Origin of the sequence: Streptomyces sp. NPDC005281 (assembly GCF_040607495.1) — a bacterium.
In the GTDB taxonomy this organism is placed as follows: Bacteria; Actinomycetota; Actinomycetes; order Streptomycetales; family Streptomycetaceae; genus Streptomyces.
This window is the reverse complement of sequence record NZ_JBEXGX010000069.1, coordinates 1-14,594: the sequence shown is the minus strand read 5'-3', so window position 1 is coordinate 14,594 and position 14,594 is coordinate 1. Positions and strand designations below refer to the sequence as shown.

General features: G+C 70.4%; 12 protein-coding genes. 6 read left to right on the top strand and 6 right to left on the bottom strand.

Annotated features, from left to right (window positions below; translation table 11 throughout):
• The first annotated feature begins 286 nt into the window (after positions 1-286).
• Positions 287-823: a hypothetical protein gene (locus ABZV42_RS41360; RefSeq protein WP_356057378.1), complete on the top strand. Its 537-nt coding sequence runs from the start codon at positions 287-289 to the stop codon at positions 821-823.
• A gap of 118 nt (positions 824-941) precedes the next feature.
• Entirely contained in the window at positions 942-2,519 is a 1,578-nt protein-coding gene (locus tag ABZV42_RS41355) for a serine hydrolase domain-containing protein (protein ID WP_356057376.1), read from the top strand.
• A 31-nt stretch (positions 2,520-2,550) separates the two neighbouring features.
• On the opposite strand, the gene ABZV42_RS41350 is transcribed toward ABZV42_RS41355, so the two are convergent.
• A complete protein-coding gene (locus ABZV42_RS41350) occupies positions 2,551-3,555 on the bottom strand; it encodes a HEAT repeat domain-containing protein (RefSeq protein WP_356057374.1) in 1,005 nt (334 codons plus the stop codon).
• 3 nt (positions 3,556-3,558) lie between these two features.
• Positions 3,559-4,230 (bottom strand): HEAT repeat domain-containing protein, encoded by a 672-nt coding sequence (locus ABZV42_RS41345; RefSeq protein WP_356057372.1) that lies wholly within the window; start codon positions 4,228-4,230, stop codon positions 3,559-3,561.
• Positions 4,231-4,404: 174 nt separating this feature from the next.
• On the opposite strand from ABZV42_RS41345, the gene ABZV42_RS41340 reads away from it, so the two are divergent.
• The 3 genes from ABZV42_RS41340 (at position 4,405) to ABZV42_RS41330 (ending at position 7,528) form a co-directional block, all read left to right on the top strand.
• Positions 4,405-4,995 (top strand): AAA family ATPase, encoded by a 591-nt coding sequence (locus tag ABZV42_RS41340; RefSeq protein WP_356057370.1) that lies wholly within the window; start codon positions 4,405-4,407, stop codon positions 4,993-4,995.
• The gene (locus tag ABZV42_RS41335; protein WP_356057368.1) at positions 4,992-6,518 is read left to right on the top strand and encodes a hypothetical protein; all 1,527 of its coding nucleotides are present in this window, start codon (positions 4,992-4,994) and stop codon (positions 6,516-6,518) included. Before ABZV42_RS41340 ends, ABZV42_RS41335 begins: the two co-directional genes overlap by 4 nt.
• Before the next feature lie 134 nt (positions 6,519-6,652).
• Entirely contained in the window at positions 6,653-7,528 is an 876-nt protein-coding gene (locus ABZV42_RS41330) for a PhzF family phenazine biosynthesis isomerase (RefSeq protein ID WP_356057366.1), read from the top strand.
• Positions 7,529-7,720: 192 nt separating this feature from the next.
• Here ABZV42_RS41330 and pntB read toward each other — a convergent pair whose 3' ends face one another.
• On the bottom strand, positions 7,721-9,175 hold the full coding sequence (pntB, locus tag ABZV42_RS41325) for a Re/Si-specific NAD(P)(+) transhydrogenase subunit beta (RefSeq protein ID WP_355984241.1): 1,455 nt from the start codon (positions 9,173-9,175) through the stop codon (positions 7,721-7,723).
• A gap of 6 nt (positions 9,176-9,181) precedes the next feature.
• The gene (locus ABZV42_RS41320; RefSeq protein ID WP_356057364.1) at positions 9,182-10,735 is read right to left on the bottom strand and encodes a Re/Si-specific NAD(P)(+) transhydrogenase subunit alpha; all 1,554 of its coding nucleotides are present in this window, start codon (positions 10,733-10,735) and stop codon (positions 9,182-9,184) included.
• A gap of 525 nt (positions 10,736-11,260) precedes the next feature.
• Here ABZV42_RS41320 and hemC point away from each other — a divergent pair.
• On the top strand, positions 11,261-12,193 hold the full coding sequence (gene hemC, locus ABZV42_RS41315; RefSeq protein WP_356057362.1) for a hydroxymethylbilane synthase: 933 nt from the start codon (positions 11,261-11,263) through the stop codon (positions 12,191-12,193).
• Positions 12,194-12,326: 133 nt separating this feature from the next.
• Here the strand turns inward: hemC and ABZV42_RS41310 are convergent, their stop codons facing one another.
• Together ABZV42_RS41310 and ABZV42_RS41305 are read right to left on the bottom strand one after the other, a co-directional pair.
• Positions 12,327-13,994 carry a beta-1,3-glucanase family protein gene (locus ABZV42_RS41310; RefSeq protein WP_356057360.1) on the bottom strand — a complete coding sequence of 556 codons (1,668 nt, stop codon included), beginning with the start codon at positions 13,992-13,994 and terminating at the stop codon, positions 12,327-12,329.
• Positions 13,995-14,274: 280 nt separating this feature from the next.
• On the bottom strand, positions 14,275-14,424 hold the full coding sequence (locus ABZV42_RS41305) for a hypothetical protein (protein ID WP_356057358.1): 150 nt from the start codon (positions 14,422-14,424) through the stop codon (positions 14,275-14,277).
• Between the last annotated feature and the right edge of the window lie 170 nt (positions 14,425-14,594).

Sequence of the window (14,594 nt, the reverse complement as noted above, 5' to 3'; positions counted from 1 at the left end):
GAGACGGTGTAAGACCTCAACGGGAGTCCTCCCGGACGGGGCAGTCGTCGGTGAAGCAGGAAACCCAGCGGGCGACCGCTGGAATCCCCCGCCTTTAGACGGGGAGGAAGTCAAGACGCCAAGCTTCACATGACAGAAGCAGCTGCCGTACGAGCCTCTGGAGCCACCGCGTTTATGGCGATCGGCGCAGCGACACCACCCGGGCGGGCGACGAAGCGGCACGAGCCGTTGCGCGGTTCCTACGGTCGTGATCGAACCCAACGGAACAAACGCGAAGGAACGATCCGTGAACCGCACAGTCGCCAGGGCCGCCGCACTGCTCGTCTCCGTCCTCGTCGCCCTGCCCGGCACCGCCGCCGCGACCGCTGTCGCCGCCGGCAAGGGCGACGGCCCCTTGGTCGTCATCAACAATGTGAACCAGCGCGCCGACGGCGACATCTTCAACGTCGGTCACGACAACATCGTCGGTTCCGGGAACGGGAACGGAGCCCCGTCGACGGGCGTGGGCGCTCCGGGCGCGAGCTCGGCGGTGCTGCGCATCACCACGGGCCCCCGGCTTCCGTTCGACGGAGTGCGGCTCGCGTCGCACGACGGCAGCGGCGAATACCCCCTCACCATCTACCCGAACTACCTCGTCAATGTCGCGATCGACGGCTCCTCCTCGGCCGTGTACCAGTCCGAGGGCGGTGCCGGGCAGGTCCGTGTCACGGCGACCGTCGCCACGGACGGCAAGGCGCAGCCGAACTGCTCCTCCGAGGGCAACCTGACCTGCCGTGTCGACCGCGACAGCCAGGGCCAGTTCCTCGTCATCGACGGCCGCTGACCGAGCGAAACGGTGACGGGGCCGTCGCGGCCGCGGCTTCGGCCGCACCGGGGCGCCCCGTCCCCCCGCCGTACGGCAGCGGTTCGCACTCCACCCGCAGCAGTGAGAGGAAACGCCCATGAGGCCCGACCCCGCGACCGTGGTCCCGTCGACCGGCCCGACGCGCAGGACGGCGATCCGGGGCTTGATGGCGGCAGGCCTGGCCGCCGGGCTCGACGTTCCGTCCTCCCCGGCGCGGGCAGCGGAAGTGCCGCACGACTGGGGGGAGTTCGGTGCCCGGGTCCGGGACGAGTTCGCGGCCATGGGTCTGGCGGGCGCGGCGGTGGCCGTCGTGAGCGGGGACCGGGTACTGCTGAGCATGCCGCTCGGTGTGCGCGACCTGGAGAGCCGTTCGCCGGTCACATCGTCGACCCGGTTCCTGGTCGCCTCTACGACCAAGTCGATGACCTCGCTGCTCGCCGCGACCTACGTCGACCGGCGGCAACTGGCCTGGGACCAGAGGGTCGTCGACGCCTGGCCGGGCTTCCGAGCGCCCACCGATCACCTCACGCGCTCCCTGCGGGTCCGCGACCTGCTGGGCATGGCCACCGGCATCGACGAGCCGCCGGCCCTGTCCGGTCTCCACGAGGGTGACCCGACCGCGCCCGAGCTGCTCCGGTCCCTGGCCATCCTCCCGGTGGTGGCGCCGCCCGACACCACCTACCTCTACAACAACACGGTGTACTCCGTCGGCGGCTACCTTCCGCTGCTCGCCTCCGGAGTGTCCAGCGCCGCCCTGACCGGTACGTTCGCCGACGAGATGCGGGACCGGGTGTACGGGCCGGCCGGAATGACCGGCGCCCGGATCGCGGACGACCCCCGCGGACTGGTCACCGACTTCATGCGCGGCCACGTACCCGATCTCAGTGGCGCCGCCAGGCCGCTCGCCTATGGCCCGGTCGGCAGCTACGCCCCGGCCGGCGGCACGCTCGCCTCACTCGACGACATGGCCGCCTACGTCCGTATGCAACTGCGGCGCGGTGTCTCCGTGAACGGCCGCCGAGTGGTGTCGGCCGGGAACCTCGCCGAGTGCTGGAAGCCGCACATCCCGGTCCCCGTCTCGCCGGATCTCGACCCGGACGTCACCGAGTCCGGCTACGGGATGGGCTGGATCCACAACCGGTTCCGCGACGGCACCTCGCTGATCTGGCACAACGGTGGAATCGACGGCTTCACCTCGTACATCGGATTCCTGCCCGGGCACGACCTCGGGCTGGTCGTGCTCAACGGGATGAACCCGACCCCGACCGGCCCGTTCTTCTACCTCTATGTCCTCAACCTGCTGCTCAGCGAACGGTTCGGCCTCAACGACGGCGTCCCGGCCAAGGTCCACGCCGCGTACCTCGCCGCCCTGGAGGACCTGCGCGCCCTCGGACGCCGGACCGCGCCGACCGACCCGGGCGCCACCGCGCCGTACCTGGGGCACTACGAGGGCGGATACCGCCTCACCCGTGACGGACGCGACCTGAACCTCCATCTCGGCTCCCGGACCATGCCGCTCGGCGTCCTGCCCGACGGCAGCTACGTGGTGACCGGCGGACTGCTGGTCGAGAACAAGGTCCACCTGACCCGGGATGTCGACGGCACGCCCCGCATCGAGGTGGTCGGCTTCGAGACGGTCCGCCGTACCGTCGGCCTGGAGGGTCCCCGCGCGTAGCCGGTCCCACTGCCCGACCAGGGGACAGGTGTCACCGTGCGTCGCGCAGTCGAAGAAGGTAGGCCGCGGTCAGTGCGACGGCGCGGTCCTCGTCCGCCGACAGTTCCACCAGCGCGTCCGACGCCGTCGTCCCCGGGATGCCCGCCAGTGCCTGGGTGAGCCGTCCGCGTGCGGGTGCGTCCGCGCTGTGGTCGGCGAGACGGTCGAGGAGCCCGTTCGCGAGCCCGTCCGCCGTGGCGGTGTCGCCCGCCAGCACGCTCAGCGCGTCCGCCGCCTCGGTGTCGTTGCGCCCCTCCACGATCATGTCGATGAGTGTCGGGACCGCGTCGGCCACCCCGCGCGTACCCAGAGCCAGAGCCGCGACCCCACGGACCACGGCGTCAGCGTCCGCGAGGGCCGTTCTCAGGTGTGCGGTGGCCTCGGGGCCGGGCATCTCGGTGAGCGACCGAACGGCGCGTTCCCGTACGGCGGCCCGTGGTGAGCCCAGGCCCTTCGCGAGCAGCGCCGGTCCGCGGTCGCCGGAGCGCGCCAGCGCCCACCGAAGGGCCCCGGCGACGTTCGGGTCACTCTCGCGCAGCACCGCCTCGGCCAAGGCCTCCACGGGCACCGGAATCTCGCCGGCCGAGGACAGCGCCGCGCGCTGGCGAGCGTCGGCGCTCTGCGAGGCCAACGCCTGCATCAGCGCGACGACTTGGAGGACGTCATCCCAGTCGGCGGGTTCCGCGGCCCGGATCCCGCGCAGCCGAGTGAGCAACTCGGTCTCCGCCGCGATGCGTTCGCGCGTCCGGTCGATGAGACCCTCGACGAGCGACGAGGGTGTGAAACCGGGATCGTCGAGCGCGCGCCCGATCTCACGCAGCGACAACCCCAGCGACCGCAGGCTCTCGACATGGAAGATCCGCCGGATGTCGTCCCCGGAGTACTCCCGGTAGCCGGAGCCGGTACGCCCCGAAGGGCGCACTAGACCGAGCGACTCGTAATGCCGCAGCATGCGGGCACTGACACCGGACCGTCGCGCCATCTCACCGATCAACACGCCCTATCGTCCGTCCTGGCCGGGTCCGTCGAGGACCGCGACGCGCTTCGCCTCCTCGATCGCCGACTCGAATCCGGCGTCCGGATCGCGCAACAGCCCCTGGGTGGCGAGCGCGTGCGTACGTACCTCTGCGTCGGGGGACTTGGCCGCGGCGAGCAGAACCGGCTCGATCACGTCTCCCAGCGCCACCATGGCCTGGCTGAGGCTCAGCCGCGTCTCCCGTCCACCGCGTCCGAGCTGGGCCGCCAACTCCGTTGCCAATACGCCTTCTTCGCCCGGTGCCACGAGGACGACGGCGGCGCGCCAGGCGCTCCGCGCGACCTCGTGGTCGGCGTCGGCGAGCAGGGCCGATGTGATCGCGGGCCATGCCCGCCGGTCCCCGATCTTGGACAGTGTGTGCAGGGCCTGGCTTCGCGCCTGCGCCCGCTCCGAGCGGACTTCATCGAGCAGGGCTGGGAGTGTCATGGACACCGGGTGGCGGGTGAGCGCCCAGGTCAGCATGTCGCGGACGAAGAACTCCGGCTCGATCGCGCATCGCCGGATGAGTTCGGCGACGAAACGCGGGTCGGGCGCCGTGCCGGCCGCCAGAGCGGCGCGCAGTCGCGCGGACGAGCTGCCGTCCTCCAGCCCACGCAGAATTCGTACCGCGTCCGTGCCCTGTCCCGTGACCGTCATCGAGACCACCTCCTTGGCATGCAGTGAAGGCCTTGCCACGGTGTCAAGGTCAAACGGGGACGCTCACGCTCCTCCACCGGGCGGCGGGCGAGGGACGCGGCGTCGGGCCTCCTCCCGGTGTCCGGGGCCGCACCCGCGGAGCCGACGCCGCCGCCGCCGTGTGATCATGCCCGTATGACAGCCGGCCGCATCGTCTTCCTCAACGGCACGTCCAGTTCGGGCAAGTCGAGCGTCGCTCGCGAACTCCTGGATATTCTCGACGACGGTGTCTTCTTCCACTTGGCGGTGGACGGCTTCAACGCCATGCGCACCAGGCGAAGCCTCGAAGCCGCGGAACTCGAGACCGCTCTGCGGCGGACCAGAATGGGCTTCCACCGGTCGATCGCGGCCATGGCCGAGGTGGGCAACGACATCATCGTGGACCATGTGCTCAGCGAGCGGTGGCGGCTGCTCGACTGCCTGACGGTCCTCCGGCCCGAGGACGTGCTGTTCGTGGGCATCCATTGTCCGTTGGAGGAACTCGTGCGCCGGGAACAGGCCCGCGGAGATCGCCCGCCGGGCCTGGCCGCCCACCAGTACGACCTCGTCCACGTTCACGGTGACTACGACCTGGAGTGCGACACCGGTACGTCGAGCCCCCGTGAATGCGCCGAAAGGATCAAGGACTTCCTTCCCTCCCGTCCGAGCCGGACCGCTTTTGCCCGCCTCCGCCATCTGTATGTGCCGGATGCCGAAGCCCTGGACATAACCGGTAGCCAGTCATGAGCCGCCGCGACGTGCGGGGGACAGGCGGGGTCGCTCGCGGGTCCGCCGTCGTCCTCCTGTTCCTGCTGGCCGCCGTGACCTCTCTGCTCTCCGGGTGCTCATCGAGCGAGGGAGCCGATGTGAAGCTGGTCGTTCCCCCGGTTCACTACGTCTCGCGGGATCCGCATCGGACGGTAACCGACCTAAGGGTCGAGGAGAGGGTCGGCGGTGCGACGGTCGGACTCAGGATCACCTTCGATGCGCGCGATCTGAAGGACGTCGTCACCGTCAAGCGGGCCCTCGACGACTGTGTCGTCCACCTGCCCGTCTACCACTGCGACACCCGGGCGGGCCGGACAGGCGCGGGAGGTCTCCAGGCCTTCCATCTGAGTCCCGCCAAGGGCGCGAAGGCGGGTGACTCCGGGGTGCTGCGCTACCGCGTGACCGCGCCGGGCCGGCCGGCCGTCACCGGTCACACCCTCATCGTGGTCGGCAGACCGGAGCTCCGGGTCGCCCTGCACCCCGATCCGGGCCCTGTGGAACCCGGTGAGAGCCTCGCGGTCGGTCTGACCGTACGCAACGTCGGTGACGTGCCCGCCCATGGAGTGGCGCTGCGCATGGAAGCCGGCAACGGCATCACCTTGAGCGACCGGCACCGCAACTGCCGCTATCGGGGGAGTGGTTCGGCGTGGTGCCGGCTCCCCGCCACCGACGTCGTCATTCCGCCCGGCCGGTCCTACGCCCTGGGCGCCCGCGAACACCTGCGGGCCGCCCGGGACGCCACCTATCCGACCGTCGGCTTCAGCGCCGACGCCATCGGCGCCGACTACGTACCCCCACCCGAGATCGCCTCGGGGTACCGGCCGGGCAACGCGTCTCCACTGCGTCTCGTCCCGGCCTCCGATACCGGCCCCGGTGCGCCGAGCACAGCCGGCGACGATCAGCAGGTGCTCCACGTCAAGGTGCGCAACCAGAGCGGGCTCGCGGCGGTCGCCGACACGGCCCGAGGTCCCGTCGGCAGTCACGCCAGGGTGCGGATCGGCGTCCGGAACAACGGTCCCGGCGCGTCGGCGGCCGCGGTGAAGGTCGTCTTCACGGTGCCGGCGGGCACCACGGTCGTGGCTTCGCCGTACCGCTTCGAACGGGACGAGGAGGTGATCGACCAGGACTGCCGGGCCGTCTCCGCCGATGACAAGCCACTGGCCGAAGCGTCCGCGAGACAGCCGAGCGCCGGACGGTACGTGTGCACGGCTCACGCGGGAGCTGTGGGGGCCACGACGACCTTCCCCTTCACCCTCCGCATCGACAAGGAGAGCGCCGGTGGCGGCGGCCGGGTCACGGTCTCGGACGGCGACCAGGCACACCCCAGCGGCGACACCGATCCGGCTGACGACGTGGCGGACGTCCATGTGTCCGTCTGGCCGGGTCCGTCCTGGGCCACCCCCGGCCTCTATATCGCCGCGGCGGTGGTCCTTCCGCTGCTCATTCTCACCACGGCCCTGTACCTGCGGCGCCGAAACTCATCCGCCCCCACGAAGACATGACACCTGCCGGATCCTCGGGGCCGCGTCAGGCGAGTGACGCCCCATGTGCTCGGGCGCGCACCCATGTGACCCGACCCGGCCCCGGCGCCCGCGACTTGGGAATAGCCGACGGTCGTCCCCGCGTTCTGGCGATCATGACAACGAACGCGCCGCTGCCCGAGGTCCTGCGATACACCGCCTTCTCCGGCGAACCCGAGGGCGGAAACCCCGCCGGTGTCGTCCTCGACGCCACGACCCTGGACGACGCCACCATGCTGGCCATCGCCGCCGACCTCGGTTACTCGGAGTCCGCGTTCCTGACCGAGCTCCCGGACGGAATCGACGGCCAGGAGGGGCGGGCCTACGACGTCCGCTACTTCAGCCCGAAGGCCGAGGTCCCGTTCTGTGGGCACGCCACCGTGGCGACCGCCATCGCCCTCGCCGAGCGGATCGGCCCCGGGGAGCTGGTGTTCAGCACACGGGCCGGCGTCGTGCCGGTGAGCGTGACCCAGGAGAACGGCAACGTCCGGGCCACACTCACCAGTGTGGAGCCGCACATCGAGGAGATCGCCGATGCCGACCTCGACGAGGCGCTCGCAGCACTCGGCTGGCCGGGCGCCGATATCGACCCCGCCTTCCCGCCCCGCATCGCGTTCGCCGGTGCCCGCCACCTCGTTCTCGCGGCGGCCACACGTGCTCGACTCGCCGATCTCGCCTACGACTTCGCCCGCCTCGAAGCCCTGATGCACCGCCTCGACCTGACCACGGTGCAGTTGGTCTGGCGCGAGTCAGCCACCGTCTTCCATGTCCGGGACCCGTTCCCCGTCGGCGGTGTCGTGGAGGACCCGGCGACCGGCGCCGCCGCCGCGGCGTTCGGAGCGTACGTCCGTGAGCTCGGCCTCGCTCCCGAGGACGCCGTTCTCACCCTGCACCAGGGCGAGGACCTGGGCCGCCCCGGCGAGCTCACGGTGACGCTGCGCGCGGGCGACCCCCGCGTCCGTGTGAGCGGCACGGGAACCCGTATCGGCTAGCCGATCGTTCCGAACGGCGCGCGGCCCACCGGCTGCGCGCCGTTTCGAAACGGCGCGCGGCCCACCGGCTGCGCTTCCGCGCTCAGGGGCGCGGAAGGCAGACGGTGGGCCGCGGGCCGTTTCGGGAATCAGGGCCGGCGACGGCGACACGGCCGCGCCCGAAGCCGAGGCAGGGCGCGCCGGGCGCGGGCCTCAGCGGGCGAGAGCGGCTTCGCCCGACGCCTTGGCGCGCGGGTCGGAGGGAAGGGCGCGAAGGATGTCCTCGACGCTCTGCTTGGCATCGCCGAACAGCATGCCGCTGTTCTCGCGGAAGAACAGCGGGTTCTGCACGCCCGCGTAGCCGGAGGCCATCGAGCGCTTGAACACGACGACCTGCTCCGCCTCCCACACCCGCAGCACGGGCATACCCGCGATCGGGCTGGTGGGATCCTCCTCCGCGGCCGGGTTGACCGTGTCGTTGGCGCCGATGACCAGGACGACGGACGTGTCCGCGAGGTCGTCGTTGATCTCGTCCATCTCCAGGACGATGTCGTACGGCACCTTGGCCTCGGCCAGCAGCACGTTCATGTGCCCGGGCAGACGGCCGGCCACCGGGTGGACGCCGAAGCGGACCTCCACGCCCCGCTCCCGCAGCTGACGCGTGAGCTCGGCGACCGGGTGCTGCGCCTGGGCCACCGCCATGCCGTATCCGGGGGTGATCACGACCGACCTGGCCCGAGTCAGCAGCTCGGCCACCTCGTGGGCCTGGACCTCGCGGTGCTCGCCCTGTTCCTCGTCCCCGCCCGAGGGAGCCTCGATGCCGAATCCGCCCGCGATGACGGAGAGGAAGGAACGGTTCATCGCCTTGCACATGATGTACGACAGGTAGGCGCCCGAGGATCCGACGAGCGCGCCCGTGACGATCAGCAGGTTGTTGTCGAGCAGGAATCCCGCCGCCGCGGCGGCCCAGCCGGAGTAGCTGTTGAGCATGGAGACGACGACGGGCATGTCGCCCCCGCCGATCGAGGCGACGAGATGCCAGCCCAGGACGAGCGCGAGCGCGGTCACCGCGATCATCAGACCGAGGCTCGGCGTGATCGTGAACCAGACCGTCAGTGCCACGAAAGCGGCCAGCGCCGCGACGTTGAGCGCGTTCTTGCCCGGCAGGACCAGCGGCCGGGAGTTGATGCGCGCCGACAGCTTGAGGAACGCGACGATCGAGCCGGTGAAGGTGACCGCGCCGATGAAGATGCCGATGAACACCTCGGCGTGGTGGATCCCCACGAGGTCGGCCGTGACGTGGGTCTGCGCGGCCCCGCGCGCCTCGACCTCCAGGTAGCTGTTCCAGCCGACCAGCACCGCGGCGAGGCCGACGAAGCTGTGCAGCACGGCGATGAGCTCGGGCATCTGGGTCATCTCGACCTGCCGCGCCCGCCAGATGCCGATCGCGGCGCCCAGCACCATCGCGACGACGATCAGCGTGACCGCGCCCGCGGTGATGCTCTGTGCCGCGAGCACGACGGTGGCGACCAGGGCGAGGGCCATGCCGGCGATGCCGTACACGACACCGGCACGGGAGGTGCGGTGCTGGGACAGCCCCGCCAGGCTGAGGATGAACAGCAGAGCGGCGACCAGATCCGCCGCATGTGAGGCTGTGGTTGAGGTCATGGCGGCTCAGCCCTTCGAGAACATGGACAGCATGCGGCGGGTGACGGCGAAGCCGCCGAAGATGTTCACGCTCGTCAGCAGGATCGCCACGAACGAGAGCGTGGTGACGACCGCGCTCTCGTGCCCGATCTGCAACAGCGCTCCGATCACCACGATCCCGGAGATCGCGTTGGTGACCGACATCAGCGGTGTGTGCAACGCGTGGTGCACCTTGCCGATCACGTAGTAGCCGATCACCACCGCCAGCGCGAAGACCGTGAAGTTCGCCGCGAGTTGTGCCGGCGCGAACGCGACCAGGGCGAACATCGCCAGCATGCCGGCGCCGATCAGGGCGAACCGGACCGCCGGGGTGAGCCGCGACTCCTTGGGCTGCGCGGCGGCCACGCGGGCGGGCTGGGCGGCGGCCGGCGCGGAGACGGCCACCGGCGGCGGAGGCCAGGTGATCTCACCGGCGCGTACCACGGTGACCGCACGCTGGACCACGTCGTCGAAGTCGACGACCAGCCGGCCGTCCTTGCCGGGCGTCAGCAGCTTGAGGAGGTTCACCAGGTTCGTGCCGAACAACTGAGATGCCTGGGTGGGCAGCCGGGACGCGAGATCGGTGTACCCGATGATCGTGACGTCGTTGTCGGTGACCACGGTGCGGCCCGCGACGGTTCCCGCCACGTTGCCGCCCTGGGCGGCGGCCATGTCGACGATGACGCTGCCGGGCTTCATCGCCGCCACGTCCTCCGCCGTGAGCAGACGGGGAGCGGGGCGGCCCGGGATCAGCGCGGTCGTGATGACGATGTCCACGTCCATCGCCTGCTGGTGGTACAGCTCGGCCGCGGCGCGGTCGTAGTCGGCGGAGGTCGCCTTGGCGTAACCGTCGGTGCTCTCCTCCTGCGCGACGTTCACCCCGAGGTATTCGCCGCCCAACGACTTCACCTGGTCGGCCACTTCAGGCCGCGGGTCGGTCGCCCGGACGATCGCGCCGAGACTGGAGGCGGCGCCGATGGCGGCGAGCCCGGCCACGCCGGCGCCGGCCACCAGCACCTTCGCCGGCGGAACCTTGCCCGCGGCCGTCACCTGGCCGGTGAAGAAGCGCCCGAAGACGTGCGCGGCCTCGATCACGGACCGGTAGCCGGCGATGTTGGCCATGGAACTGAGTACGTCCATGGACTGCGCCCGCGAGATCCGCGGCACCGCGTCCAGCGCCAGTACGGTGATGGGCCGGCTCGCGAGCTCCGTGAGGAGGTCCGACCGCTGGGCCGGACTGATCAGCCCGATGAGTGTCGCGCCGTCGGGTACGCGGGCGATCTCACCGGACGAGGGGGCGTTGACCTTGAGTACGACGTCCGTCTGCCAGGCGTCGCCCACCCGTGCGCCCGCGTCGCAGTAGGCGGCGTCCGTGAAGCCCGACGCCGTGCCGGCGTCCGACTCGACGACGACCTCGTAGCCAAGACCCACCAACTGGCGCACCGTGGCGGGCGTCGCCGCGACACGGGTCTCCCCGGGAGTGGACTCGGCCACCACTCCGACACGCTGGGGCGGGTGGTGGGCCGGTTCTTGTGCGGGCATGGCGATGTCTCCCTCGGGGGGCGCGGATGTGCGGCACGGATGGCTGATCAGGGGGAGTCCACGCCCCTTGGACGCAGGAACTTACATGGAGGAGCAGCCTGTTTGGCACAGCGCGCAGCCGTGACTTGTTTCACGCGAGGTGTGTTGCCGACAACACGACGACGAGGGCGCCGCGACGGCGCTGTGAACAGCCCTCCGACCGTTTCGGCGCCCCAGGACTGGGTAAGGGCCCAGCCCCGATCCGGGCCGGGCAATCCCCACGCAGGCGGTGCGATTCGAGGCAATCAGGACGACGGAGGACAGGTTCGGCCCGCGGAGGGGCGGGGCCGACCGGGGTGACGGTGTGACGGGCCGAGTGGGCGCGAAGTGTGGGCGCGAAGTGTGTTCGACGCGGTCCGCGCTCCGCTCCTGTGGCGCACCGAGCTCCAGGCACCTCACCGTCACTGCAACCTCCTTGCCGTGTGCCCGAAATGGGTCTCCGAGATGACCGGGGGAGTCCGGCCCCGACGCACTATCGTGTACGACATGTCCGCCCCTGAGCTGATCCGCATCGTCTCCCGCGACTCGCCCATGGCCCTGGCCCAGGTGGAGCGCGTACGCGCCGGGCTCGGCGTGCTTCATCCCGGTCTCCGCACCGTGGTGGTCCCGGTGAAGACGACCGGCGACAAGTGGATGGGAGACCTCTCCCAGGTCGAGGGCAAGGGGGCGTTCACCAAGGAGGTCGACGCCGCCCTCGTGGCCGGTGAGGCGGACCTCGCGGTGCACTGCGTCAAGGACGTACCCGCGGACCGACCACTGCCGGCCGGCACGACCTTCGCCGCGTTCCTCAAGCGTGACGACATCCGTGACGCCCTCGTCCACCCCGGCGGCCTGCTCCTCGACGAACTTCCCGTCGGTACCCGGATCGGAACCTCCTCGGTGCGCAGGGTCGCTCAACTCGCGGCCTCCCACCCGCATCTGGAATGCGTGCCGTTCCGAGGCAACGCCAACCGCCGCCTGGACAAGCTCGCTTCGGGTGAGGTCGACGCCCTGCTGCTGGCCGTCTCCGGGCTGGAGCGCATCGGCCGCCGCGACGTGATCACCGAGGTCCTGTCGACCGAGACGATGTGCCCGCCGATCGGGGCCGGTGTCCTGGCACTTCAGTGCCGTGAGGCCGATACCTCCACGATCGACGTCGTCAGCGCTCTGAACGACTCCGACACCTATCGGGAGGCCACGGCGGAGCGGATGTTCCTGCACGTCCTCCAGGGCCACTGCAACAGCCCGATCGCGGGATACGCGAAGGCGTCCCGGAGCGATCTGTCCCTGCGCGCCTGCGTGTTCAGCCCGGACGGGAAGACCGTCCTGAACGCCCACGAATGGGCCGGGCGACTCAGCCCGTCGGACCTCGGGGCGTCCGTCGCCCTGGCCCTGCTGCGCCAGGGCGCCCGGGAACTGATCGACAACATCGCCCACTGACACGCGGACCGGCGCGGGGGTTCGGCCGGGACCGTCATGGCGGGCGCGGTGCAACCGCTCCTGTGGGGTGGTTGCACCGCTGTGGCTGCTGCCGCGGTGGTGGTTGTCGCCGTCGCCGCTGAGGAGCCGGAGGTCAGCTGGAGAAGGTGAACCAGTTGACGTTGGTGAAGTCCGAAGTGCTCCCCGAGAAGACCAGGTAGACGTCGTGGACTCCGGTGGCGGAGGCGACGGTGTTCGCGGGAACGGTCTGCCAGCTCTGCCAGCCGCCGTTGTTGGCGAAGTCGATCTCGGCGATCTTCGTACCGGTGGTGCTGTCGAGCCGTACCTGGATGGCACCGCTGATGCCGGCGGCGGCGCCCGACGCCAGCCGGGCCTTGAACTGGGCCGGGGAGGCCGAACCGAAGTCCACGGAGGAGAACTTCAGCCAGTCACCGTTGGAGATGTAGCCCACGTCGCTGCCGCCGCCGGTGTCGGAGCAGCTCTCGGTGGTGGTCCCGCTCTGTGCCGAGTAGGACTCCGCCTGGATGGTGCTGTAGGCGCTGACGGCGCCCGAACCGCCCCCGGACCCTCCGCCCGAGCCGGTGCCGGCGCCCAGGGTGATGCTCCACGAGGTGGGCGCCCCGTCCTGGATGTGCCCGTCCACCGGGGCCGAGCCGGTGGGGCCGACGTCGTCGTAGGGGAAGGCGTAGCCGATGGTGGCGTACTTGTGGACGAGCCGCGCGTAGTGGTTGGTGATCGAGTCCTGGTAGTACAGCGAGGGTAATACGCCGTCGGGGTTGTTGTTGCCGCCCGAGACCAGGAGCGAGCTGCGGTTGATCGCGGCGGCGAGCCGGGCGGCGATCGCCCCGCGTGCGTCACCGCCGGAGTTGTAGAGGGGACCGGAGGCGCAGCCGAAGATGTCGACGGCGCTCGGCTTGGTGAACGGGACGCCGTTGGTGTTGAGGCCGGAGAAGACGATGGCGTTGCCCGAGACCGTGCCGGTGTAGGAGCCGATGCTGCCCTGGCCGTTGATGGTCAGGGGGGTGGAGGCGTAGTGGCTCCAGACCCGGTTCAGGTAGTCGTCCCAGTAGCCGCCGAAGTCCACCGGGGAGTGCGAGGGCGCCATGACGCGCAGCACCCCGCCCGTGGAGTCCGTGACCACCAGCCTGTCCCAGGGGGCTCCGTCGGAGGCGTGCTGTGTCTGTAGGCCGGAGGCGATGGAGGCGAGGGCGCCGGCGGGCAGCGGACTGACCGACTGGTTGCCTCCGCTGCCGGTGCTGGCCATCGAGATCGGCAGCGCGACCATGTCGACGTAGGAGATGTTGGCGTAGAGGTTGGCGCTGTTGAAGGTGAACTCGCAGAACGTCCAGTTGGTGGCCCAGTTGGGGTCGGAGCTCACCAGGGCGGGCTGCACCACGCCGGGCACGGTGCCCGGGTTGACGAAGAACTGGAGCTTCTTGCCGACCGAGAACCAGACGCGGCCGCCGATGACGTAGTTGGTGAGGTTGACGGTGGTGGCGGCCGAACCCGATGCGCCCAGCGGAATGGAGTAGTCGGCGATCGGGGTCACCGCGGACGACGGGTTGGGCAGCCGGTTCAGGGTGCCGTTCGCCGAGACGAAGACAGGCCAGCCGCTGCTGTCGGTGCCGGATATGTAGGCGTAGACAGTGTTCTGGCCGGAGTTATTCGCCAGTTTCACGGGGAGTGAGACTCCGGCCGCCGCCGCAGTGGACGTCAACGGCGAGACCGGAGAGAACGGGCTGAGCGCAGCCGTGCCGGCGACGGCAACGGCTCCGGACAGGAAGGAACGTCGGGAAACCACGGGGGCCCTCCCGGAGGGATGATGGTCCGTCAACAAGCTGACGGCATGGGGGAGTTGTTTACTGTGGGGTTCTGTGCGGGGGTGACGCTATTGGACTGGACCAATACAGTCAAGGTTGCGGAACTATTACCTCCAGGTAACGGCTGCTCGATCATGAGCGGTTCCGCTCGAATCGGCGGCCGTCGCGACGTTCGCGGCCGTCGCGATGCTTCTAGCCGTTGCTATGCCTGTAGCTGTAGAGACGCTTGTACGGGTGTCGAGGCAGGGACTCGCCGTCGGCTCAGTTCCGTCGCAGCACCCGGTTGAGCCCCGCCGCGGCGGTCGTGGCGAGCAGCCACCCGGCGGTGACCAGGGCGACGACGGCCCAACGCAGGGCGCCGTGCGGCGCGTACGCGGACTGCTGGCCGAAGTCGACGACGGGGATCAGCACGTCAAGGGTTTGGCATCCTCGCCCACCTAAAGGAGGGCGATTCCCGTCTGCCGCGCTGTTGTCGGGCGCGGCTTGGGGTGGGTTCCTGTTTCATCGCGCTGCGCCGGGACGAGTCCCGGTCTTACCCGCGCTCCGCAGGCTGACACCGCCAGTCCGGCGGCCTTGGCGAC